Below are 24,214 nucleotides of genomic sequence, written 5' to 3'. Positions count from 1 at the left end.
ATCTCCAAAAGCCCCTAATAATTATTGTTTAGTTAGGCAGGCGTAAGTGAAAAGAGCGGTATTATCATACGATCTTATCCACAAGTTCAATATTGACTTTTGCAAAAAAGCACAGAGCAGAAAAAACAATATGTAAACACTTGTTTTATATAGAAATAAACCTCTTATTCTATTTACTGATATGCAAGCAAAAGATCAGACCAAAGCGGTCCAAAAACTGATATTTTTTAAAACAACTCACATTTTATCCCAGTTGAGTAGCATGCCTTGTGGACAACTTTTAAAGATCAACAAAAAATAATGATCAGATCAGCAGAAACAGAAGGATCTGCATTGACAACAGCGGCCGACCCGCTTAGAATTCGCGCTCTTTTTTAATCGCTGCGTTTTGGTTTTTACTAAAACACAGACCCTTAGTAAATATCGACCGGACGGACGAAGTTATGAAAAGAACATTTCAACCTAGCGTTTTAAAACGTGCTCGCGTCCACGGCTTCCGTGCTCGCATGGCTACTAAAAATGGCCGCCAAGTGATTGCACGTCGTCGTGCTAAAGGCCGCAAGCGCTTAACAGTCTAGTCAGATTCGTAAGCGCTGCGTGGTCAGCTATACATTCAGCAGGGAGTTACGTCTGTTAACTCCCCGCGAATTCGACAATGTCTTCCAAAATCCTTTCAGGGTTTCCTCCCCTCTCTTTACTATCTTGTGTAAACCTACTCAGTCTACTCATCCAAGACTTGGTCTGACTATTGCCAAAAAACGTGTTAAATTAGCCACGCATCGAAACCGCATCAAAAGATGTTCACGGGATAGCTTCAGGCTACACCAACATGAACTTCCGCCTGTTGATTTAGTTTTGATGGTAAAAGGTGATATCAGCAACACGCCCAATGAAGAATTGCACAAGCAACTGGATAAGTTATGGGGCAAAATAGCTCGCCAATACAAAACACTGGTGCAAGACTGCTAATTTCCACTATACGTGGTTATCAGAAGTTGATCAGTCCGTTATTGGGACCCAGTTGTCGGTTTTATCCCACCTGTTCTCATTACGCTATTGAAGCCATAGAACGCTTTGGTGCCGTAAAAGGTGGTTGGTTAACTACAAAACGTTTATTAAAATGTCACCCCTTACATCCCGGTGGTGAAGACCCGGTTCCACAAAAGCAGAAAGAGACTAACTAACAGATGGATTCTCAACGCAGTTTATTAGTGATAGCCCTCGCCTTCGTTAGCTTATTGTTATGGCAGGCATGGCAAACCGATCACGCGCCTAAACCAGTAACTCCGGTCACTGAACAAAGTACAACCAGTTCAACTGGTTCTGCCGACTTACAATTAAGCAGTTCAGGCACTTCAGCTCAACCTGCCGCGCCAGTTGCAACTCAACAAGTGATCACCGTCAGTACTGATGTATTAAAAGTACAGATCGACACTAAAGGTGGCGATATTGTTGATTTAACTTTACCTGCCTTTACGGTAAGCAAAGGTAGCGATCAGCCTTATCAGCTAATGCGTAAGCTCAATGGCTTCGAATATGTAGCTCAGTCTGGCTTATTAGCAGATGGCCCGGATGATAAACGCAACAGCGGCCGTCCTGTATATTCAGCAACAAAAACCAGTTACGAGCTTGCCAATGGCGAACAGCAAGTAGTGGTGCCTTTGACCTTTAACCATAACGGTTTAGAGATTGAAAAACGCTATACCTTTACCGCGGGAAAATATGATGTCCGGGTAGAGTATTTGCTGAAAAATACCACTGCTGAAACCAAGTTAGTTCAGTCTTACCAGCATCTGGTGCAAACCATTAATAATGGCCAAAGCAGCAGTATGATGATGCCTATTTACCGTGGTGGTGCTTACTCAACATCTGAGAAACGTTATGAAAAATACGATTTTGAAGAGATGCAGGAAACTAACCTGGCTCAATCGACCAAAGGTGGTTGGGTGGCTATGTTGGAGCACTACTTTGTTGCGGCATGGATTCCTGAAAAAACTGCAGACAACCAATTGTATAGCTTAGTGAATAACGGCAACGGTATTGTGGGAGTTAAAGGCCCAGAGCTGACTATTGCTGCTGGTGAAAGTCTGACTATTGCTTCTACTTTTTATGCTGGTCCAAAGGATCAGGATAAATTAGCAGCTATTGCTGATGGTCTGGATCTGACAGTCGACTACGGCTTCTTATGGTTTATTTCCCAATTGTTGTTCTGGTTATTAACCACTATCCAAAGTTTTGTCAGTAACTGGGGTGTGGCCATTATTATGATCACCCTGCTGGTGAAAGGCCTGATGTACCCTCTGACCAAAGTGCAGTACGAGTCTATGGCCAAGATGCGTAATCTGAAGCCAAAAATTGACGAACTGCAGGCCCGTTATAAAGATGACCGTCAGAAGATGGGCCCGGCTATGATGGAGTTGTATCGCAAAGAAAAAGTAAACCCTATGGGTGGCTGCTTACCTATGCTGGTGCAAATGCCAATCTTCCTTGCTTTGTATTGGGTATTCGTTGAGAGCGTGGAATTACGTCAGGCTCCGTTTATGTTATGGATCCAGGATTTGTCGACACAAGACCCGTACTACGTATTACCAGTGCTGTTTGGTATCAGTATGTTTGTGATGCAAAAGCTGACGCCTATGACAGTGACTGATCCTATGCAGCAAAAAATTATGCTGTGGATGCCGGTGGTATTCTCAGTGTTCTTCCTGTGGTTCCCAAGTGGTCTGGTGCTGTACTGGTTAGTCAGCAACCTGATCTCTTTAGCCCAGATGCTGTATATCTACCGCGGTATGGAGAAGAAAGGTCTATACACCAAAAGCTAAGGCTTAAGGTATACACTTTAAAGGCCTGTTCTCAGGCCTTTTTGTTTTTATGAGTTTAACAAATTGATCCTGTGGCCAAAGTAATTGGTGTTGCAGTGAGGCGACAAGCGAACGAGACCCCAGGAGCATAGTTGTCCTATGTGATTGTCCTATGTGACTGGGGCGAGAGAACGCGGTCAACAAAACTGCAGCTTCAAGTACGAAGGCAATAATTTAAGTCGAGGTTTGATCTATGTACAGCACAGACACTATTGCCGCTCAGGCCACAGCCACAGGTCGTGCCGGTGTAGGAATAATACGGGTATCAGGCCCTGCCGTATCAGCAGTGGCGACCGCTATTCTGGGCAAAGTGCCAAAACCCCGTACTGCTGAATATCTGCCGTTTTTAGACGAACAAAAACAAACTTTGGATCAGGGCATAGCCTTGTATTTCCCGGGCCCCAATTCCTTTACTGGTGAAGATGTGCTGGAATTACAAGGTCATGGTGGCCCAGTGCTTCTGGATATGCTGCTGCGCCGTGTGCTGGATATAAAAGATGTGCGGATAGCACGGCCAGGTGAGTTTTCCGAACGGGCCTTTTTAAACGATAAATTAGATTTAACGCAAGCCGAAGCCATAGCCGACTTAATAGACGCAAGCTCTGAACAAGCAGCCCGTTCCGCTATGCATTCGTTGCAGGGTGAGTTCTCGCGCAAGATACATGACCTGGTAGAAAAAGTGATTTACCTGCGGATTTACGTCGAAGCTGCTATCGACTTTCCGGATGAAGAAATCGACTTTTTATCAGACGGCAAGGTGGCAGGTGATTTAGCCGAAATCATCTCCGATTTAACAGGTATTCAGAAGCAAGCCACTCAAGGCAGCATATTGCGCGAAGGTATGCGCGTGGTGATAGCTGGCCGGCCTAACGCTGGTAAATCCAGCTTATTAAACGCTTTAGCCGGTCGTGAAGCCGCCATAGTGACAGAAATAGCAGGTACTACCCGTGATGTACTGAGAGAGCATATTCATATAGACGGTATGCCTTTGCATATCATAGATACCGCAGGTTTACGTGAAGCCACAGACAAAGTAGAACAAATAGGTATAGAACGCGCCTGGCAGGAAATAGAACAAGCAGATCGCGTGCTCTTTATGGTCGACGGCACCACCACCAATGCCACCAGCCCAGCCGATATCTGGCCAGATTTTATGTCACGTTTACCTAAAGACTTAGGCTTAACTGTGATCCGCAATAAAGCCGACTTAACAGGCGAAACAACGGGTGCCAGTCAGGATGGAGACTATCCGGTATTTCATATCTCAGCCAAAACCAATTCAGGTATCAATCAGCTGCGTGATCACCTCAAAGCCTGTATGGGTTTTGACGCCAATACCGAAGGCAGCTTTATCGCCCGCCGCCGCCATTTAGACGCTCTGCAACGCGCTGCAGAGCATTTAGCTATAGGCGATGCGCAGTTGCATAACCACCTGGCGGGCGAGCTGTTAGCCGAAGAACTACGCTTAACTCAGCAACACCTGAATGAAATCACCGGCGAATTCAGTTCGGACGATTTATTGGGCAGAATTTTCTCGAGCTTTTGTATCGGCAAATAACTCTATTCTAGCTCCCACCCCGCATAGCCAGATGATCGCTGGCGGTGCGGCGGATCAGCAAGGTTAGCACTGCCGCCCCACCTAAAGTAATAACGCTGGCCAGAAGTAAGCCTGAATCAAAGCTTCCGCTTTGTTTGGCTAAATAACCACTGATAGCTGGTGCTATAACCTGTGCTGTGCCATAACAAAGCGTCATCTTACCCATGAGTTGAGCTGGTTTTGCTGGCAATAAGCGCCCTGCCATTGTCAGCATTAAGCTGACGCAACCCACAAAACTGATGCCAAATAAAAAGGCACTAAACAATAAGGCCAGCGCCTGACTCCACAGCACAGGTAACACAATAGCCAAAGCGTTCAGCAACAAAGCCCAGCGTAAACTGACTAAATAACCTGACCGTCTGGCTACGCGATCCCAGAATAGAGCGGCTGGCGCAGCGCCAACGCCTAAAGCAAAAAATGCCCAGTTACCAAAACCAGTTAGTTCTGCATTCAGACTCGCCATAGCGACAATAAAAGTGATAGTGACCACATAGCCATAACCGGCGCAGAAATACATCAAAAACAGCGGCCAAAGGAAACTACTGGGTAAAGCTAAGGGCGTTGCATCAGTGTTGTTAGCGGATAACGACAGCTGTGGTGCAGGCAGCCAGCGCCATGCCGGAATAATCAGCACCAATCCGAGTACACTAAGCGCTAACCATTGCTGATCCCAACTCAAAGCTGCAGCGCTAAACAGCTCTACTAATAAAGCCACTAAAGCTATGCCCAAACCAAGGCCTGCAAAATGCAAACCCAGTTCAGCTTTAGCGCCACGCGCGGCCAGCTGCTGCAAAATAAGACCTGAGGCTAATAACATTGAGGCCGCCGAACTTAAACCCGCCAGAAAGCGCCACAAGCCCCAAAACAGCGGATCTGAACTATAAGCTGTGGCCAGTGTGCTAACTACGGCAAAAACCAAACCAATACGGTAGGCATAAAGCTTCCACTGCCAGTCTTTTAACCGCACAGCCAATAAAGCGCCGGCAAAGTACCCCAGATAATTTACTGCTGCTAAATAACCAGCCAAAGCTTCAGTAAGACCTGCACCAGACATCAAAGGAATAAGTGGAGTATAGGCAAAACGCGCTATGCCCAAACACAATAGCTGGCTAAAAAAACCGGCCAACAGGATACGGCGCGCTCCGGGATCAGACATAAGCAGGCTTCCTTAGCCAGAAAGTTTTAAAAAGACAGCAGCATTTTTAGCGCTATCAAGAGTAATACGCAGGCAAATAACTTTTTCAACAAGGCAGCTGGTACTTTAGTGGCCAGCTGTACTCCAAGCGGAGCTGCTACCACAGAGCCTATGCTCATTCCCAGCACAGCAGGCCAATATACAGCACCTATCAGATCCGGATGAGCAACAGGAGCTGTTTGCAGCATATAGGAAATAGCACCAAACACTGTCACAGGAAAACCCACGGCCACAGAACTGGCTACAGCTTTAGGCATGGCCATAAAACGACTTAAAAATGGCACCATTAATACGCCTCCCCCAGCACCGATAAAACTTCCGGTAGCCCCAACTAAAGCGGGAAACCAGCGTAATAGTTGATTTGAGGGTGGATCTTGCAGCTGAGCAGTTTTTGTTGACGGCTTTAACATAGAAAAAGCTACATAAAGCAAAAAGGCGGCAAAAATGCACTGCAGCCACAAGGCTGGTAACCGTGTCACCAGCAAGGAACCAAGCACAACGCCGAATAAACTGGCCGGTAACATTAACCTGATCAACCCCCAGTTAATAGTACCCTTTTGCTGATGCACCCGCAGTGAAGAAATAGAACCTATAGCAGCTATCAGCATAGAACTGGCAAGCGCTATCACGGGTGAAACTGCTGTGCTGAAACCTAAAGATGGCAGCATAAAAGTTAAAAAAGGCACTGTCACCAAGGCCATACCGACGCCTATTAAACCCAGCAATAAACCACCAGCTACACCCGCCAGAATAAATAACGTCAGCCCCCACAGATCCATAATTTCCCGCTTTCATTAAAAAGGCCAGCAGATGCTGGCCTGGTAGAATAATTTAGTTACCGCGCATAAGTGGCAGTTAAGGTCGCTTTGCCAATGGCGGTCGCATTCAACATAAAACCAACCACAGCAGCGCTGGCGCCATCTGGTACAGCTAAAGTCGCATCAGGTAAAGCCCAGACGGTAAACTGATAACGATGCATGCCATGACCTTCAGGTGGACAAGCGCCACCAAATTCTTTGATGCCATAGTCGTTGTTAAAAGAACGACTGCCTGTTGGTAACTGACCATTACCAGCGCCCTGAGCTAATGACGTAACAGTGGCCGGAATATCCAGAACCAGCCAATGCCAGAAACCTGAACCTGTAGGTGCATCCGGATCGAACACAGTAATAGCAAAACTTTGCGTGCCAGCTGGTGCATTCTGCCAGTTTAACGCAGGCGACAGATTCGGGCCGTCACAACCAAAACCATTAAATTCAAAAGTCTTTGCCATAAAATGGCCTTCACGGATATCAGGGCTAGTCAGTTGAAATACGGTAGACGTCATGTTTTATCCTTAACTGTGGGTCCAAACAATGGGGTTAGGGTATCAGTCTGAACTTTGCAGACTGGCAAATCCAGACTTTTGCGACCAACTTAGTTCGCAGCTCTTTAGCTATGTTGCTGTAACCACTGATAAAACATCTGTTTTGGCATGGAGCCTGATTGCTGGGCAACAAGCTTACCTGCTTTAAACAGCATCAGAGTGGGAATAGAGCGAATTTGAAACTGTGCTGCCAGTTGTTGTTGCTGTTCAGTGTTTACTTTGGCAAACCGAAATTGTGGCTCTAATTCAGCAGCAGCCTGATTAAATACCGGCGCAAAGTTCAGACAAGGCCCACACCAGCTAGCCCAAAAATCTACCACCACAGGTAATTCTGACTTTTGGATCTGATTGACAAAATTCTGCAGTGTTAACTCTATGGGTTTTCCGGCGAAAAGCGCGTCTTTGCACTGACCACATTTAGGATGATCGGCAAACTTTTCCGGTTGAACCCGGTTTAAGGTTGAACAGTGAGGGCAGGCAATAATCATAACTGACTCCAGATTTGGCTATTGAAGCTAAATATGGGCGCTGCATTAGTTTTTATAGAGTTATAGCTATAAAAAAACCGGCTTTCGCCGGTCTTATGTCTAAGGATGGACGGTAGGTCGCAACTGTGTGGAACCTTGTTGCGACGAATCCTTACTTCCGAGATTAATCTCTTGGCTTACGTGGTGCACGAGGTGCAGCACCTGGACGCGGGCCTGGGCCAGCTTCAGTGCGCTCACGGCGTGGGGCTGAACCAGCAGCTGGCGAACCAGTATCCACTGTGATATTCAGTTTTTGCTTACGCACATAAACCTTTTTCAGATGCTGCATAGTTTCAGCCGGGATATTGGCTGGCAATTCAACAGTACTGAAATGATCAAACAATTTAATGTTACCGATAAACTGGCTGTCGATGTTGGCTTCATTGGCAATAGCACCAACGATGTCACCAGCACGAACACCATGTTCTTTACCCACTTCAATGCGGTAATTGGTGTAATCACCTTTTAACTCACGACGTGGACGTGGTGGACGGTCGCCACGTTCAGCACGATCACCAGAACGTTCTGGTCTGTCACCACGGGCAAATTTATCACGGCCACCGCGATCATCACGGTCACGACTATGTGGTTCACGGATTTCCGGGAACTGAGAGGCCACATTTAACGGCTGATCTTTTTGCGCCAGATACAACAGAGCTGCAGCCATGTCGATATCTGTAGTTTCTAACTTTTCACGCCAGTCGTTCACCAGATCCTGGAAGAAGCTTAAGTTTTTAGCTTCAATGGTCTGAGCTAACTGAGCACGGAAAGCTTCAATACGACGTTGCTCGATCACCTGGCCAGTCGGCAGCGACATTTTTTCAATAGGCTGACGGGTTGCGTGTTCGATAGTACGCAGCAAACGACGCTCGCGTGGTGATACAAAAAGTATCGCCTTACCTTCACGACCAGCACGGCCGGTACGGCCTATACGGTGTACATAAGCTTCGCTGTCGTATGGAATGTCGTAGTTGATAACCAGGCTGATACGTTCTACGTCCAGACCACGGGCAGCAACGTCTGTTGCCACTATCACGTCCAGCTGATCTGCTTTTAAACGACGGATAGTTTGCTCGCGGTGAGCCTGGTTCATATCACCGTTTAAGCAGGCGACTGCATAACCACGGGCGCCCAGCTTTTCAGCAATTTCTTCTGTCGCACTTTTGGTACGAACGAAAATGATGCTTGCATCATATTCTTCGCCTTCCAGAATGCGGGTTAACGCATCCAGCTTCTGATTATTGTCCAGCATCACGTAACGCTGTTGAATACGTTCAACAGTGGACGTTTTTGATTCGATTTTCACTTCATGCGCATTTTTTAAATGCTTCTGAGCAATAGCACGGATCTGGTTTGGCATAGTTGCAGAGAACATCGCAACCTGACGGCCTGGCGGAGTAGCATCCATGATGGTTTGAACATCATCGATAAAACCCATACGCAACATTTCGTCGGCTTCATCCAGTACTATGGCACGCAGTTTATCCAGCACTAAAGTGCCGCGATCCAAGTGGTCCATGATACGACCTGGCGTACCCACAATAACCTGAGAACCACGTTTCAGTGCTTTTAACTGAGTGGTGTAGTTTTGACCGCCATATAAAGGCAGTACATGGAAAGCAGGCATATAACGGGCATAAGCCTGGAACGCTTCTGCAACCTGGATAGCCAGTTCGCGGGTAGGAGCCAACACTAAAATTTGTGGATCATTTTGGGCCGGATCTAAACGGGCTAATAAAGGCAGTGCAAACGCAGCTGTTTTACCAGTACCTGTTTGGGCTTGGCCTAGCAAGTCTTCACCAGCTAATAACTTAGGAATAGCCGCTTCCTGAATTGGAGACGGATGTTCATAACCAAGTTCTAAAACTGCACGAAGAATAGGTTCCGGCAGCGCTAGCTGGGAAAAAGACATGGACTCGGACATATATTGTATAAACCTCAATAACACGCAGGCGAACGGTTTGTGCTATCGTAGATTTACTGAGCCTGCTTTGCAGTAAAAATACCCAAAAAGGTGCAAGAAGCATTCGCTTTGCACGTTTTAATTCCAGTAGTATAGCCAATCATTTCACTGACAATAGGATGCAGTATGATTGAGATCCTTGTGGGCAGCCAAATGGGCGCTGCGGAATATGCAGCAGAACAAGTAGCTGAAACTTTGGAAAAAGCGGGTTATGAAGTAAAACTTCATCTCACCCCTGATTTAACACTGTTAACCAGAAATAGTATCTGGTTAGTCGTCACTTCGACGTATGGCGCAGGGGATCTGCCCGATAATATCCAACCTTTTGTGGATCAATTAGCACAAGATCAAACAGATCTTACCACAGTTTCCTACGCAGTGATCACTTTAGGTGATTCCAGTTACGATACTTTTTGTCTGGCAGGTAAAAAAATCTCTGACCTTTTTGGTTCTTTAGGTGGCAGATTATTGTTACCAGGACTAGATATCGATGTTTTAACGGCTGAACTGCCTGAAGATCAAGCTTTGGTTTGGTTGCCTGAATTTATCAAAACCCTGACTTAAACCCTGCTTAGTTATACATAACAGGATCTTTTACAGTCCGTCACTCAAAGGCCCGTAAACAAAGGGCCTTTCCTCTTTATAACCCGATCATGATCCACTTCTATATAAAGAGGATCATACTTATGATCCAGTTACACATAGATATCCACAGTTTTAACTTATTTTAATGACGAATGTGCATAAGTATAGTTATAACTTATGTAAAAGCTGAAGTTATCCTCTGTGTAATAAATCAGGTTTCATGCCTTGTGTATAAAACAGCTAGTTAAACACCGCTTGTTCGACTCAGGATCTTGTGTTGATCACAGGATCCGATCCTTTCTAACTGATTGATCTTCAAAGCAGATCAAGGGTTACCCACAGAAAAGGCTCTGTATAGTAGTAAACATAATAAAAAGATCTCTTTAAAGATCCTTATATATTACTAGTGATCTTTCGAGGATCGTGATCGAGTTTTAATCATTTCCCAAAGCCTCAGATCCAGTTACAATACGCGCCCTTTTTACAGAACTGGTTTTGAGTTCGAGGCCTATATGATTTATCAGGAAACATTTGATGTCATCGTTGTTGGTGGTGGTCACGCCGGCACAGAGGCTGCACTTGCTGCGGCCCGCATGGGAATGCAAACTTTATTGCTGACTCACAACGTTGAGACTTTAGGTCAGATGTCCTGTAACCCGGCCATTGGTGGCATTGGTAAAGGCCATCTGGTAAAAGAAATTGATGCTCTGGGTGGCGTCATGGCGAAAGCTACGGATCGTGCAGGGATCCAATTCAGAACTCTAAACAGTTCGAAAGGTCCTGCTGTGCGTGCAACCCGTGCTCAGGCTGACCGCCAGCTCTATCGCGCAGCTGTACGTTTAGTACTTGAAAACCAACCAAACCTAAAGATCTTTCAGCAAGCCTGTGATGATTTGATCGTAGAAAACGATCAGGTTTGTGGTGTAGTAACCCAAATGGGTTTGAAATTCAAAGCCAAATCTGTGGTGCTGACAGTAGGTACTTTCCTTGGTGGCCAGATCCATATTGGTTTACAAAATTACAGCGGTGGCCGTGCAGGTGATCCTCCGTCTATAGCCCTGGCTCGACGTTTACGTGAATTACCTTTCCGTGTAGGCCGTTTAAAAACCGGTACTCCACCCCGGATTGATGCCAGAACTGTTGATTTTTCAGTGATGCAGGCGCAACCCGGCGACAACCCTACTCCGGTATTTTCGTTTATGGGATCCCACAAGGATCAACCTACTCAGATCCCTTGTCACATCACCTACACCAACGAGCAAACCCACGATATTATTCGTAATGGTTTAGACAGATCCCCTATGTACACAGGTGTGATTGAAGGTATAGGCCCACGCTATTGTCCATCGATTGAAGATAAGATCACCCGTTTTGCGGACAAAGATAAACACCAGATCTTTATTGAGCCAGAAGGTTTAACCACACACGAGCTGTATCCTAACGGCATATCTACCAGTTTGCCTTTTGACGTGCAGTTAAACCTGGTTCGTTCGATCAAAGGCATGGAAAATGCGCATATTACCCGCCCAGGTTATGCCATTGAATATGACTTTTTTGATCCTCGCGATCTGAAAACTTCGTTGGAAACCAAGTTTATAAAAGGTTTGTTTTTTGCAGGACAAATCAACGGCACTACAGGCTACGAAGAAGCTGGCGCTCAGGGCTTAATGGCTGGTATGAACGCAGCGCTTTCTGCTCAGGATAAAGACTCCTGGACACCAAGCCGTGATCAGGCCTATGTCGGTGTATTGATTGATGATTTGACCACTATGGGTACCAAAGAGCCCTACCGTATGTTCACCAGCCGGGCTGAATACCGTCTGATGCTGCGTGAAGACAACGCTGATATCCGTTTAACCGCCAAAGGCCGTGAATTAGGTCTGGTGGATGACGATCGCTGGGCTGCATTTAACCTGAAAATCGAACAGATTGAGCTGGAACGTCAGCGCTTAAAACAGCAGTGGATCCATCCACAACATGCGGCTTTGGCTGAAGTTAACAAACTGGTAAAAACACCGCTGAGCAAAGAAGCCAGTCTGGAAGACTTGATCCGTCGTCCTGAAGTGAATTACAAAGATCTGATGAACATTGATCTGGTAGGCCCTGGGTTAACAGATCCTGCTGCTGCAGAACAGGTTGAAATTCAAATCAAGTACGAAGGTTATATCAATCGCCAGCAGGATGAAATCTCGAAGCAGGAACGTAACGAAAATACTCGTTTGCCTGTTGGCTTTGATTACAAAGTGGTGAAAGGTTTATCCAACGAGGTCATTCTGAAACTGAATCAGGTGCAACCTGAAACTATGGGTCAGGCTTCGCGTATTTCAGGCATCACGCCTGCCGCTATTTCGTTATTGCTGGTCTACCTGAAAAAACAGGGTTTACTGCGCAAATCTGCTTAAGCATTGGGATCATCATGCTGGAAAAATTAAAAAAGCTGGTCGCTCAGACCAGCTTAGTTTTATCTGAACACCAACTGCAACAGCTTGTGACTTATGTGGAGCTGCTGGATAAATGGAACAGTGCTTACAACCTGACCTCAGTGCGTGATCCGGAAGAAATGCTGGTGAAACACATTATGGACAGCCTGGTTGTGGCGCCTTTTGTCACTGGACAGCGTATTATCGATGTAGGTACAGGCCCTGGTTTACCCGGTATTCCGCTGGCCATAGCCCTGCCAGACAAGCAATTTTACCTGTTGGACAGTCTTGGTAAACGCATCCGCTTTTTAAATCATGTCAAATTACAGCTGAAATTACAGAACTTTGAAGCTATTCAGAGCCGGGTGGAAGACCATCAACCTGAAACAGGGTATGATGCGGTACTGAGCCGTGCTTTTGCTTCAATGACCGATATGGTGAACTGGTGTCAGCATTTGCCAGGGGCCGATGGCCAGTTTTTAGCCATGAAAGGCGCTTTAGTTCAAGAAGAAATTGCAGCTTTGCCGAATTTTGTTAAAGTTGTCGGCAGTCATCCGCTACAGGTGCCAACACTGAACGCCGAACGTTATCTGGTAGTGTTGGAGAAAGTCTAACTTAATCAAAATTTTATTGGGGTCCTTGTGGGAAAAGTCATAGCTATTGCAAACCAGAAAGGTGGTGTGGGCAAAACAACCACAGCGGTCAATCTGGCTGCCTCTATGGCCGCAACCAAACGCAAGGTGCTGTTGATTGACTTAGATCCGCAAGGCAACGCTACTATGGGCAGCGGTGTTGACAAGTATGCAGTCCATGCCAGCTCCTATGAATTATTAGTTGATGAGAAACCTTTTGCTGAAGTCGTGGTGAAAGAAACGGCTGGTGGTTACCACCTGATAGCTGCAAATTCAGATGTCACAGCAGCCGAAGTAAGGCTAATGAACGTATTTGCACGTGAACTGCGGTTACGTAATGCATTAAAAGATGCGCGCCAGCAGTACGATTTTATTTTTATTGATTGTCCGCCAGCGCTGAACATGCTGACGGTCAATGCCATGGCCGCCGCTGATTCTGTGCTGGTGCCGATGCAATGTGAATATTATGCGCTGGAAGGCCTAACCGCCCTGATGGATACCATCAATCAGCTGACGTCAGTGGTTAATGCCGATCTGAAGATCGAAGGTATTTTGCGTACTATGTACGACCCTCGGAACCGTCTGGCTAATGATGTGTCTGAACAGCTAAAGCAACATTTTGGCGATAAAGTCTACCGCGCTGTGATCCCACGTAACGTGCGACTGGCGGAAGCGCCAAGTTTTGGTACTCCGGTGATGTATTACGATAAAGGTTCAACAGGGGCTAAAGCCTATCTTGCGCTCGCTGGCGAAATTTTACGCCGCGCTGATAAAAAAACTGTAAAAACCTCCACTCCCGCCTAATAGACAAGGAATATAACTGAAGATGTCGGTAAAAAAACGTGGCTTAGGCCGGGGCTTAGACGCTTTACTCACTACTAAACCTGTGTCTGATCAACAGAATGACGCCAACTTATCTTCAGCGCAGCAAAGCGAATTACAAAAACTGCCGATTGAATGGCTTAAGCCTGGTAAATACCAGCCGCGTAAAGATATGTCGCAGGATGCACTGGAAGATTTAGCCAGTTCAATTCGCTCTCAAGGCATTATTCAGCCTATTGTTGTTCGTCAAATTGGTGAACAATCCTATGAAATCATTGCGGGTGAGCGGCGCTGGCGTGCAAGCCAGTTAGCTCAACTAGATGTTATTCCTTGTATTATCAAAGATGTACCTGACGAAGCTGCTGTCGCTATCGCCCTGATTGAAAACATTCAGCGCGAAGATCTGAATGCGATGGAAGAAGCGATAGCGCTGCAACGTTTATTGTCCGAATTTGAACTAACCCATCAGCAAGTGGCTGATGCTGTGGGTAAATCGCGCGCGAGCGTGACTAATTTATTACGCCTGAACCAGCTGAATGACGATGTGAAGTTATTGCTGGAACATGGTGATATAGAAATGGGCCATGCCCGTGCTCTATTGGCTCTGGATGGCCTGGCACAATCTGATACAGCCCGTTTGGTTGCTGCAAAGCAGATGACTGTGCGGGACACTGAAAATCTGGTGCGCCGACTGCTTGAACCTGCCCCAGAAGTTACTCCTAAAGTAAAAGATCCGGATGTCAGTTCGCTGGAGCAACGCTTAAGTGAGCGTTTTGCCGCCCCCGTTGAGATTAATTACAACAAAAAAGGCAAAGGTAATCTGGTTATTTCTTACAGTAGTTTAGATGAACTGGAAGGCATTCTGAGCAAATTACAATCAGAGTATTCTGAATCCTAAGCTGTAATTTTTCATTAACTCAGACAAAAGTCAGTGCAAGGCCGCTTTTTCTTGCAAAAAAAAGGCAGATAAGTATACTTGCGCAGGCTTTAAACTATTCAATATTGACAGGATTAGCAGGCCGTAAAAAGTGCTGATAACTCATAAAAAAGGCCCTTTATCGCTAATTCCTAAGTTGTTGCTGAGCCAGTTTGTGGCCGCAGCCGTAATAACAACTATAGTTTGGCTGGCAATGGATGGACGATCCGCAAAATCTGCTTTGTTGGGGCTGCTCTGTGGCATGCTTCCTCATTCCATCTTTGCCTGGTATGTGTTCCGTTTTCACGGTGCAGATCAGGTTCAATTGATCCTGAAATCCATTTACCGTGGCGAAGCTATCAAATTTTTTGTCGTGGCATTGCTGGTGGTAGCAGTGCTGAAGTTTGTCGCAGTAGTGCATTGGATTTTTATCACAGCCTTTAGCGTGGCATTGCTGTTACAAATACTGATACCGATTTTAATTAACTACGATAATTGGGACTAACGATGGCATCAGGTGCTGAGATTACAAGCAAAGAGTATATTACTCACCACTTGACCAACTGGAGTGTCGGCGAAGGTTTTTGGACCGTTCACGTTGATACTTTAGGCTGGTCAATTCTAATGGGACTTGTGTTCCTGTTTTCTTTCCGTGCAGTGGCAAAAAAAGCCAATGCTGGTGTTCCGACAAAATGGCAATGTGCAGTGGAAATGCTGGTCGAGTTTATCGACAGTACGGTTAAAAATACCTTTCATGGTAAAAGTGCCGTTATAGCCCCACTGGCTTTAACCATTTTTGTTTGGGTATTGCTGATGAACTTACTGGACTTGATCCCAGTAGATTTCATTCCTTATGCAACTCAGCAAATTGGCGCAGCAATGGGTTATGACCCGCACCATGTTTACATGAAAATTGTACCTACCACCGACCTGAACATGACTATTGCTCTGGCGTTGGGTGTATTTATTCTGATGATTTACTACTCAATCAAAATTAAAGGTGTGGGTGGATTCATCAAAGAACTGACGACCCAGCCATTTAACACCCCTTGGTTATACTGGTTCAACTTTATTCTGGAAGTTGTAGCACTGCTAGCCAAGCCGTTATCTTTGGCACTTCGTCTGTTCGGTAACTTATACGCAGGTGAGCTGATCTTTATCCTTATCGCAATGACAGGTATCTACCAGATCTTTGGTCTGCATTTTGTCTGGGCTGCGTTCCACTTACTCGTTATTCCATTACAGGCGTTTATTTTCACTATCCTGACAGTGGTCTACCTGAGTATGGCGCACGAGAAACATTAATTTCACGTAAAAATTTCGTTTTAACTTTAACTTAGAAACTTGGAGAAAATCATGGAAATGGTATTAGGCTTAAAATACATCGCAGTAGCCCTGTTAATCGGTTTCGGTGCCTTAGGTACTGCAATTGGTTTCGGTACTTTAGGTGGTAAATTCTTAGAATCAGCTGCTCGTCAACCAGAACTGGCAGGTTCTTTACAAGGTAAAATGTTTATCGTTGCAGGCTTAATCGACGCTATCGCAATGATCGGTGTTGCAATCGGTCTGTACATGCTGTTCGCACTCGCTTAATTCGGTTTCTAAACTGAACCATTTACTTTGTAAAATTAAGGAGAAGCGGTTGTGAATATTAACGCCACTCTCATTGGTGAATTGATAGCTTTCCTGGTGTTCGTACTTTTCTGTATGAAGTATGTATGGCCACCAATCATCAATGCTATTGAAACTCGCCAGCAAAAAATTGCAGACGGTTTGGCCGCGACTGATCGCGCCGAGCAGGATCTGCGTTTAGCGCAAGAGAAAGCAAAACAGCATCTGGTTGAAGCAAAGACGCAAGCCTCTGCTTTGATTGACCAGGCAAAAAAACGCGAACAGCAGATCATTGAAGAAGCTGCCGTAAAAGCCCAGGCTGAGCGGGAAAAAATCCTGGCTCAGGCGAAAGCCGAAGTCGAAGCTGAACGGATCAGAGCGAAAGAAGAATTACGTAAGCAAGTTGCAGCTTTAGCTGTAGCCGGTGCGGAAAGAATTCTTCAGCGTTCAATAGATGAAGCTGCTCATAGCGACATTCTGGAAAAACTGGTCGCAGAACTTAATTGAGGATGAGCCATGTCTGAACTGACTAATTTAGCTCGTCCTTACGCCAAAGCGGCGTTTGAGTTTGCAGTCGAGCACAATGCATTAGAAGCCTGGGCAGGCATGTTATTTTTCGCTGCTGAAGTAGCAAAAAATGATTTTGTTGCCGAGCAACTGCAAAGTGCCGGTGCAGCTGAAAAGCAAGCTGAGTTCTTTTTAAAAGTGTGCGGTGAGCAGTTAAATGCTCATGGCCAGAATTTTATCAAGCTCATGGCGGAAAATAATCGCTTGCTGGCGTTGCCTGCAGTGTTTGACGGTTATGTTGCATTAAAAGCAGAGTACGAAAAAGAAGCCACTGTTGATGTGATTTCTGCCACTTCTCTGAATGCGGCACAACAAGACAAACTGGCTGCGGCTTTATCGCAACGTTTAGCACGTAAAGTGAAATTGAACTGTAGTGTAGATCCGACCGTCGTTGGCGGTATGTTAATCAAAGCCGGTGATATGGTGATTGACGGCTCGGTTCGTGGCAAGTTAGACCGTTTAGCTACTGCACTGCAGTCATAATTGGGGATTAGAGCATGCAACTGAATTCCACTGAAATCTCTGAACTGATCAAAAAACGTATTGAACAGTTCGAAGTTGTCAGTGAAGCTCGCAACGAAGGTACTATCGTCGCTGTTACTGACGGTATTATCCGTATCAACGGCCTTGCTGACTGTATGCAAGGCGAAATGATTGAGCTTCCTGGCAACCGTTACGCTATCGCACTGAACTTAGAAAGAAATTCAGTAGGTGCTGTAGTTATGGGTCCTTATGCGGACCTGCGTGAAGGCACAAAAGTTAAATCTACTGGCCGTATCCTTGAAGTACCAGTTGGTCCAGGCTTATTAGGCCGTGTGGTCAACACTTTAGGTGAGCCAATCGACGGTAAAGGTCCAATCGATGCTGCTGGTTTCGCACCAGTAGAAAAAATCGCTCCGGGCGTTATCGATCGTCGTTCAGTAGACCAACCTCTGCAAACTGGTTACAAGTCAGTTGACTCCATGATCCCTATCGGTCGTGGTCAGCGTGAATTGTTAATCGGTGACCGTCAGACAGGTAAAACGGCTTTAGCTATCGATGCCATCATCAACCAGAAAACTTCTGGCGTGAAATGTATCTATGTAGCTATCGGCCAAAAAGCTTCTACTATCGCTAACGTAGTACGTAAACTGGAAGAGCACGGTGCTCTGGCCCACACTATTGTTGTTGTAGCTTCTGCTTCTGAAGCCGCCGCACTGCAATTCCTGGCGCCATACTCTGGTTGTACTATGGGTGAATACTTCCGTGACCGCGGTGAAGATGCGCTGATCGTATACGATGACTTGTCTAAACAAGCTGTTGCTTACCGTCAAATCTCTCTGTTGTTACGTCGTCCACCAGGCCGTGAAGCTTACCCAGGTGACGTATTCTATCTCCACAGCCGTCTGTTAGAGCGCGCATCTCGTGTAAACGAGCATTATGTTGAGCGTTTAACTAACGGTGAAGTGAAAGGCAAAACTGGTTCATTAACTGCACTGCCAATTATCGAAACTCAGGCTGGCGACGTTTCTGCGTTCGTTCCAACCAACGTAATTTCGATCACTGACGGTCAGATCTTTTTAGAATCTGGTTTATTCAACGCAGGTATCCGTCCAGCGGTCAACGCTGGTATTTCGGTATCTCGTGTTGGTGGTGCTGCTCAAACCAAAATCATCAAAAAGCTGGGTGGCGGTATCCGTTTAGCCTTAGCTCAGTACTCTGAACTGGCGGCATTCGCTCAGTTTGCTTCTGACCTGGATGACACGACTCGTGCGCAGTTAGACCACGGCCAGAAAGTTACTGAACTGATGAAACAGTTACAATACGCGCCAATGGGCGTGGCTGACATGGGTGTGTCTATTTTCGCTATCGAAAAAGGCTACATGAAAGACATCGAAGTTGCCAAAATCCTTGATTTTGAAGCTGCTTTAATTGCTTACATGCACTCAGAGCACGCAGCGTTTATGGCTGATCTGAACAAAACCGGTAACTACAACGACCAAATCGAAGCGACTTTAAAAGGCGCTATTGAGAAGTTCAAAGCAACTCAGACTTGGTAAACATATCGGGTGTGGGCAACCGCACCCGGTCGTTGAAACTTTCGGAGATTAGTCATGGCCGGCGCAAAAGAGATAAAAAGTAAGATCGGGAGTATTAACAATACTCGTAAGATCACCAGCGCAATGGAAAAGGTAGCAGTCAGCAAAATGCGCAGAGCGCAAGAGCGGGTTGCACATAGCCGTCCATACGCTGAAGGTATGCGCAAAGTGATCGGCAATATCGCAAACGGCAACATCGAATACCGTCATCCGTATTTAACGGAACGTCCGGTAAAAAATGTCGGCTACATTGTGATATCGACAGACCGTGGCCTTTGCGGCGGCTTAAATACCAACGAGTTCAAACGTGTTGCTCTGGAGCTGAAAAGCTGGAAAGAGCAGGGAGCTCAGGCTCAAATTGCGGTGATCGGTAACAAAGCTACAGCGTTTTTCAAACGTTTTGGCGGTAAAGTGCTGGCACAACAAACTGGCCCTGGTGATAACCCACGTTTGGCTGATGTGATTGGTTCGGTTCAGGTGATGCTCAAAGCATACGAAGAAGGCCGTATCGACCGCTTGTTCCTGGTGTTCAACAAGTTTGTAAATACCATGAAACAAGAGCCAGTGATCGAACAACTCTTACCTTTGCCAAAAGCAGACGTAACAGCGAAAAGCCATAGCTGGGATTACATTTACGAACCGGATCCAAAGGTAATTTTAGATAAATTACTGAGCCGTTACGTAGAGTCTCAGGTGTACCAGGGTGTAGTTGAAAACGCGGCGAGCGAACAAGCAGCCCGTATGGTGGCGATGAAAGCCGCTACAGACAACGCTGGTAGCTTAATGGATGACCTGAAGTTGGTTTACAACAAAGCGCGTCAAGCAGCTATTACTCAGGAACTGAGCGAAATCGTCGCCGGTGCCGCTGCTGTTTAAGGCTTAGGTTACAGAAATTAGAGGATTAAACATGAGTCAAGGTAAGGTAGTCCAAATCATTGGCGCCGTTGTGGATATCGACTTTCCACAAGAATCGGTACCTGGTATCTATGACGCGTTAAACGTAACAAGCGGCGACCTGGCTGGTTTAGTACTTGAAGTACAACAGCAATTAGGCGGCGGTACTGTACGTGCTATCGCGTTAGGTTCAACCGACGGTTTACGTCGTGGCGCTGAAGTGTCTAACACTGGCAAAGCCATCCACGTACCAGTAGGTAAAGCGACTTTAGGTCGTATTATGAACGTGTTAGGCGAGCCAATCGACGAAGCTGGTCCTATAGGTGAAGATGAGCGTATGCCTATCCACCGCGCAGCACCAAGCTACGAAGATCAAGCTGCTTCAAACGCTCTGTTAGAAACAGGCATCAAGGTTATCGACCTGGTTTGTCCGTTTGCTAAAGGTGGTAAAGTTGGTCTGTTCGGTGGTGCCGGTGTTGGTAAAACCGTAAACATGATGGAACTGATCCGTAACATCGCGATCGAACACAGTGGTTACTCTGTATTCGCTGGTGTTGGTGAGCGTACTCGTGAAGGTAACGACTTCTATCACGAAATGAACGACTCAAACGTTCTGGACAAAGTATCACTGGTGTATGGCCAGATGAACGAGCCGCCAGGCAACCGTTTACGTGTAGCTCTGACCGGTCTGACTATGGCCGAGAAGTTCCGTGACGAAGGCCGTGACGTTCTGTTCTTCGTAGATAACATCTACCGTTACACACTGGCCGGTACAGAAGTATCAGCTCTGTTAGGCCGTATGCCATCAGCAGTAGGTTACCAGCCAACGCTGGCCGAAGAGATGGGTGTACTGCAAGAGCGTATCACTTCAACCAAAACTGGTTCTATCACATCTGTACAAGCGGTTTACGTACCAGCGGACGACTTAACTGACCCGTCACCAGCTACTACGTTCTCTCACTTAGATGCGACAGTTGTATTGTCACGTAACATCGCGTCACTGGGTATTTACCCGGCGATCGATCCACTGGACTCTACTTCACGTCAGCTGGACCCGTTAGTGATCGGTAAAGAACACTACGATACAGCCCGTGGCGTGCAGTCAGTATTGCAACGTTACAAAGAATTAAAAGACATCATCGCCATCTTAGGTATGGACGAATTGTCTGATGAAGACAGAACTGTGGTTTACCGTGCACGTAAAATCCAACGTTTCCTGTCTCAGCCATTCTTCGTAGCCGAAGTATTCACTGGCTCTCCAGGCAAATACGTTCCGCTGAAAGAAACTATCCGTGGTTTCAAAGGCATTCTGGATGGTGAATTCGATCACCTGCCAGAGCAAGCCTTCTACATGGTTGGTTCTATCGACGAAGCGATCGAAAAAGCGAAGAAGCTGTAATCAACTGCAGCTTTAGGAGAGCGAAATGGCAATGACAGTACAACTGGATGTGGTAAGCGCCGAAGAGCGGATTTTTTCTGGTCTGGTGGAATCCATTCAGGTAACAGGCAGTGAAGGTGAATTAGGTATTTTACCTGGTCACATTCCGCTTCTTACTGGAATCAAGCCTGGTATGGTTCGTATCGTTAAACAGTTTGGCGAAGAGCATCTGATTTATGTCGCTGGTGGCGTGCTGGAAGTTCAGCCTCACAGCGTCACAGTGCTAGCCGACGTAGCGGTACGAGCTGAAGATCTGGACGAGCAAGCTGCTTTAGCAGCTCAGAAACGTGCTGAAGAAGCAATGCAACACGCAGGTGCTGACTTCAACTATGCAGAAGCTGCAGCTCAATTGGCTGAAGCTATTGCCCAGTTACGTTTAATTCAGAAACTTCGCAAAAAATAAGCGGATTACTGCATGCTAAAAAGCCACCTTCGGGTGGCTTTTTTATGCTTTGAATTTATCAGGACTTCGTCTCTACATTAAAGTTTATGAGAGCCGTCAGCGAAGGAGGCTGCTGCAATTTTTAAAGTTTATTTAGTGTTGGGGTTTCCATTGAATAAACTCCAGGGCTAGTTCTGGTGTCACAAAGACAGTTGCGTAAAGCAGGTCTGAATTGTGTGGATCCGGAAATATTCCTAACAACTGATAAGGCAGCTGGCTGCCTTTTGTTTCGCCTGTGGCGACATCATGTTGTTCCAGATGCCCTAACATACCAAAACGGTATTGCTTCTGACCCTGCATCAACCAAAGTGCCATAAAGTTATTGTCTGTGTTGGTCTTTAGTTCTACATCATTTTTACCGCCATCAACATAACGTAAGAGCTTGCCGTCTCGGTGATAGTGCAATTGGCCCTGAGCGTCAAACTGTGCAAAAGTTCCGGCTGAAAACGTTAGTTGAGTTAACTCATTGCTCACTAAATCCAGTTGCCATAGATTCTGGCTATTGCCTTGCAACCTGGTTAGTACCAGACCGCTGTTATCGGGTAACCACACGGCCTGTCCAAGGTCATTGGTTTCGAGTTTGTTGATCAGTTGCTGACGTTGGGTATCGTATAAATACAAGTTCCCTTGTTTATGAAAGGCAATATAGCGTCCGTCACCTGACCAGCTGATACCGCTAAGCTTTTTGTCATCAGGTGTAAGTTCTGTCAATTGAACATTCTGTCCCTTATTGTTTAGCCATAGCTGCCAACTGCCGGTCCAATTGGCAGAAAAAGCGTAGCTGTCGCTATCTACAGGAGATACCGCTAAATCTGCCGTGCTGCCTTCTGTATCACTGAGCACAGTAATTTTCCGTTCAGTGGCATTAAAAGGCTGCTCAATTTTAATAAGTTGCATAGCGTTTTGCGTGACGCCGCCTGCAGTGAAGCTGGAAATATAGGCCTGATCTTCAGTAAGCAGAGTTAACTCACCTATAGTAACTCCTTGAGGAAACTTTAGTAGGCTCCTGCTTTTATCAGCCACTTTAAGCTGCAATATGCCATCACCGCCTGGCAAAATAAGGCTGGACTGATCGATACTCCACTCCAGCCCCAACAAAATCATTGGAAATGGCAGACTCGCGATTCTGGTATGCTCCCTGCTTTTGGGATCATAAAGGTAAATATCAGGTTTATTCGATTCAGGCATCAGAATATAGGCCAGTTTGCTACCGTCAGCAGACAATGCCAGCATGGTGACGCCAAGACCTGCTGAGGGAGCGGCCAATAAGGTTTGTATCGCTCCGGTGGTCAGGTTTTCTGCCAGCAGCGCGTTGCTGGAATATAAGCCACCACTGCTTTTGCTGTAGTAAAGCAATTGTCCGTCTGCACTTTGTTGTGCTGTGCCAAAACTCAGGCCCGTGCAAGAGGTTAATGGTTTAACCTGATACTGAGGATACTGGCTAAAATCATAATTCTGGTACTCACAGCGTTGGCCATCTTTACTAATAGCCTGGACTAATAGATTACGGGTTGTTGGTTGCCAGGTCTGAATGCTATACAAATTGTCATTGCCTTCAAGCACCACTTCCTGCAATGCACTGCCTGTTCCCATACCCAGTTTGCGTATAATGGCACGCACAGTGCCGTCTGGCTGAGAGTGGCTATAAGCAAGAAGTTGCTTATCTGGCGACAATAAAGGCCGTGACTCAATGCCTTTAAACCAGGTTATTTTTTGTCTGGCTACAATATCCATCTGCTGAACCTGGGGTTTGTCCCCCAGCTTTGAGTTTTCAACGGTTAAAACAGGTTCTTCGCTCGAATAAAAATAACCAGCACCCAGTGCAACAAGCAGTAAGGTCGCCAGCAGACCAGACCAAAGCGGCAGACGTTTAAAGCTGGTGGGTGACGTTGAGGCGTTGAGCTCAGTGCTGGTTGGTTGAGTGATTGCTGCTTCAGGCTGATTAGGCAGCTGTAAACTATAACCTTTACGATGATGGGTTTTAATCAGTGACTGTTGCACTTCTGGGTGCTGCAAAACTTTACGAAGTTCAGACATGGCGCGATTTATCGCATTATCATCGACATAAGCTTGTTGCCAAATAGAGTCGACAAGCTGCTGGCGGGAGATTATTTTGCCGGGATGTTCAGTAAAATAATGCAATATCTTACACAACAGTGGTTCCAACTCTATCCGCTGAACCTTGTCATGAATACTGTAATCTCCAGGTGTAAAGGTCCATGGGCCAAGCTGCATCTTATCCATCTGTTAATTATTCTTCCATTTTTTAACCAGTTGTAACTTTAACAGAAGCTATTTCT

Annotated in this window: 25 protein-coding genes; 19 read left to right on the top strand and 6 right to left on the bottom strand. The window is 46.1% G+C overall.

The window, feature by feature from the left end; all coding sequences use genetic code 11:
* Positions 1-443 precede the first annotated feature (443 nt).
* The 5 genes from rpmH to mnmE all read left to right on the top strand — a co-directional run bounded on the left by rpmH (position 444) and on the right by mnmE (position 4,419).
* On the top strand, positions 444-578 hold the full coding sequence (rpmH, locus tag EK374_RS20635; RefSeq protein WP_008897167.1) for a 50S ribosomal protein L34: 135 nt from the start codon (positions 444-446) through the stop codon (positions 576-578).
* 19 nt (positions 579-597) lie between these two features.
* The gene (gene rnpA, locus EK374_RS20630; RefSeq protein WP_127026396.1) at positions 598-969 is read left to right on the top strand and encodes a ribonuclease P protein component; all 372 of its coding nucleotides are present in this window, start codon (positions 598-600) and stop codon (positions 967-969) included.
* Positions 921-1,184 carry a membrane protein insertion efficiency factor YidD gene (yidD, locus tag EK374_RS20625; RefSeq protein WP_127026395.1) on the top strand — a complete coding sequence of 88 codons (264 nt, stop codon included), beginning with the start codon at positions 921-923 and terminating at the stop codon, positions 1,182-1,184. Before rnpA ends, yidD begins: the two co-directional genes overlap by 49 nt.
* Before the next feature lie 3 nt (positions 1,185-1,187).
* Positions 1,188-2,822 (top strand): membrane protein insertase YidC, encoded by a 1,635-nt coding sequence (gene yidC / locus EK374_RS20620; protein ID WP_127026394.1) that lies wholly within the window; start codon positions 1,188-1,190, stop codon positions 2,820-2,822.
* Between the two features lie 232 nt (positions 2,823-3,054).
* Entirely contained in the window at positions 3,055-4,419 is a 1,365-nt protein-coding gene (gene mnmE / locus EK374_RS20615; RefSeq protein ID WP_127026393.1) for a tRNA uridine-5-carboxymethylaminomethyl(34) synthesis GTPase MnmE, read from the top strand.
* A gap of 7 nt (positions 4,420-4,426) precedes the next feature.
* Here mnmE and EK374_RS20610 read toward each other — a convergent pair whose 3' ends face one another.
* The 5 genes from EK374_RS20610 to EK374_RS20590 form a co-directional block, all read right to left on the bottom strand.
* The gene (locus EK374_RS20610) at positions 4,427-5,614 is read right to left on the bottom strand and encodes a YbfB/YjiJ family MFS transporter (RefSeq protein ID WP_127026392.1); all 1,188 of its coding nucleotides are present in this window, start codon (positions 5,612-5,614) and stop codon (positions 4,427-4,429) included.
* 26 nt (positions 5,615-5,640) lie between these two features.
* Positions 5,641-6,432, bottom strand: a complete 792-nt coding sequence (locus EK374_RS20605; RefSeq protein ID WP_127026391.1) for a sulfite exporter TauE/SafE family protein — start codon at positions 6,430-6,432, stop codon at positions 5,641-5,643.
* A gap of 56 nt (positions 6,433-6,488) precedes the next feature.
* Positions 6,489-6,980, bottom strand: a complete 492-nt coding sequence (locus EK374_RS20600) for a YbhB/YbcL family Raf kinase inhibitor-like protein (RefSeq protein WP_127026390.1) — start codon at positions 6,978-6,980, stop codon at positions 6,489-6,491.
* 104 nt (positions 6,981-7,084) lie between these two features.
* Complete coding sequence (gene trxC, locus EK374_RS20595) at positions 7,085-7,507, bottom strand: thioredoxin TrxC (protein ID WP_127026389.1); 423 nt, start codon at positions 7,505-7,507, stop codon at positions 7,085-7,087.
* 163 nt (positions 7,508-7,670) lie between these two features.
* Positions 7,671-9,470, bottom strand: coding sequence for a DEAD/DEAH box helicase (locus EK374_RS20590; protein WP_206099256.1), 1,800 nt, complete (start codon positions 9,468-9,470; stop codon positions 7,671-7,673).
* A gap of 165 nt (positions 9,471-9,635) precedes the next feature.
* On the opposite strand from EK374_RS20590, the gene mioC reads away from it, so the two are divergent.
* The 14 genes from mioC to EK374_RS20520 all read left to right on the top strand — a co-directional run bounded on the left by mioC (position 9,636) and on the right by EK374_RS20520 (position 21,875).
* A complete protein-coding gene (mioC, locus tag EK374_RS20585) occupies positions 9,636-10,073 on the top strand; it encodes an FMN-binding protein MioC (protein WP_127026388.1) in 438 nt (145 codons plus the stop codon).
* 533 nt (positions 10,074-10,606) lie between these two features.
* Positions 10,607-12,496, top strand: coding sequence for a tRNA uridine-5-carboxymethylaminomethyl(34) synthesis enzyme MnmG (mnmG, locus tag EK374_RS20580; RefSeq protein WP_127026387.1), 1,890 nt, complete (start codon positions 10,607-10,609; stop codon positions 12,494-12,496).
* A 14-nt stretch (positions 12,497-12,510) separates the two neighbouring features.
* Positions 12,511-13,128 carry a 16S rRNA (guanine(527)-N(7))-methyltransferase RsmG gene (gene rsmG / locus EK374_RS20575; RefSeq protein WP_127026386.1) on the top strand — a complete coding sequence of 206 codons (618 nt, stop codon included), beginning with the start codon at positions 12,511-12,513 and terminating at the stop codon, positions 13,126-13,128.
* A 27-nt stretch (positions 13,129-13,155) separates the two neighbouring features.
* Positions 13,156-13,950 carry a ParA family protein gene (locus EK374_RS20570; RefSeq protein WP_127026385.1) on the top strand — a complete coding sequence of 265 codons (795 nt, stop codon included), beginning with the start codon at positions 13,156-13,158 and terminating at the stop codon, positions 13,948-13,950.
* Between the two features lie 22 nt (positions 13,951-13,972).
* Entirely contained in the window at positions 13,973-14,866 is an 894-nt protein-coding gene (locus tag EK374_RS20565; protein ID WP_127026384.1) for a ParB/RepB/Spo0J family partition protein, read from the top strand.
* A 130-nt stretch (positions 14,867-14,996) separates the two neighbouring features.
* Complete coding sequence (locus tag EK374_RS20560; RefSeq protein ID WP_127026383.1) at positions 14,997-15,389, top strand: ATP synthase subunit I; 393 nt, start codon at positions 14,997-14,999, stop codon at positions 15,387-15,389.
* Positions 15,390-15,391: 2 nt separating this feature from the next.
* Positions 15,392-16,189, top strand: a complete 798-nt coding sequence (gene atpB / locus EK374_RS20555; protein WP_127026382.1) for a F0F1 ATP synthase subunit A — start codon at positions 15,392-15,394, stop codon at positions 16,187-16,189.
* Between the two features lie 51 nt (positions 16,190-16,240).
* The gene (gene atpE / locus EK374_RS20550) at positions 16,241-16,477 is read left to right on the top strand and encodes a F0F1 ATP synthase subunit C (protein WP_127026381.1); all 237 of its coding nucleotides are present in this window, start codon (positions 16,241-16,243) and stop codon (positions 16,475-16,477) included.
* Positions 16,478-16,528: 51 nt separating this feature from the next.
* The gene (atpF, locus tag EK374_RS20545; RefSeq protein WP_127026380.1) at positions 16,529-17,002 is read left to right on the top strand and encodes a F0F1 ATP synthase subunit B; all 474 of its coding nucleotides are present in this window, start codon (positions 16,529-16,531) and stop codon (positions 17,000-17,002) included.
* Between the two features lie 9 nt (positions 17,003-17,011).
* Positions 17,012-17,545, top strand: coding sequence for a F0F1 ATP synthase subunit delta (gene atpH / locus EK374_RS20540; protein ID WP_127026379.1), 534 nt, complete (start codon positions 17,012-17,014; stop codon positions 17,543-17,545).
* 14 nt (positions 17,546-17,559) lie between these two features.
* A complete protein-coding gene (gene atpA, locus EK374_RS20535) occupies positions 17,560-19,101 on the top strand; it encodes a F0F1 ATP synthase subunit alpha (protein ID WP_127026378.1) in 1,542 nt (513 codons plus the stop codon).
* A gap of 54 nt (positions 19,102-19,155) precedes the next feature.
* Positions 19,156-20,016, top strand: coding sequence for a F0F1 ATP synthase subunit gamma (gene atpG / locus EK374_RS20530; RefSeq protein ID WP_127026377.1), 861 nt, complete (start codon positions 19,156-19,158; stop codon positions 20,014-20,016).
* A 31-nt stretch (positions 20,017-20,047) separates the two neighbouring features.
* The gene (gene atpD / locus EK374_RS20525; RefSeq protein WP_127026376.1) at positions 20,048-21,433 is read left to right on the top strand and encodes a F0F1 ATP synthase subunit beta; all 1,386 of its coding nucleotides are present in this window, start codon (positions 20,048-20,050) and stop codon (positions 21,431-21,433) included.
* Between the two features lie 25 nt (positions 21,434-21,458).
* Positions 21,459-21,875 (top strand): F0F1 ATP synthase subunit epsilon, encoded by a 417-nt coding sequence (locus EK374_RS20520; protein WP_053423945.1) that lies wholly within the window; start codon positions 21,459-21,461, stop codon positions 21,873-21,875.
* A 132-nt stretch (positions 21,876-22,007) separates the two neighbouring features.
* Here EK374_RS20520 and EK374_RS20515 read toward each other — a convergent pair whose 3' ends face one another.
* Complete coding sequence (locus EK374_RS20515; protein ID WP_233280295.1) at positions 22,008-24,158, bottom strand: winged helix-turn-helix domain-containing protein; 2,151 nt, start codon at positions 24,156-24,158, stop codon at positions 22,008-22,010.
* Between the last annotated feature and the right edge of the window lie 56 nt (positions 24,159-24,214).

It is taken from the genome of Rheinheimera mangrovi (assembly GCF_003990335.1).
Taxonomy (GTDB): Bacteria; Pseudomonadota; Gammaproteobacteria; order Enterobacterales; family Alteromonadaceae; genus Pararheinheimera; species Pararheinheimera mangrovi.
This window is presented reverse-complemented; position numbering and strand designations above follow the sequence as displayed.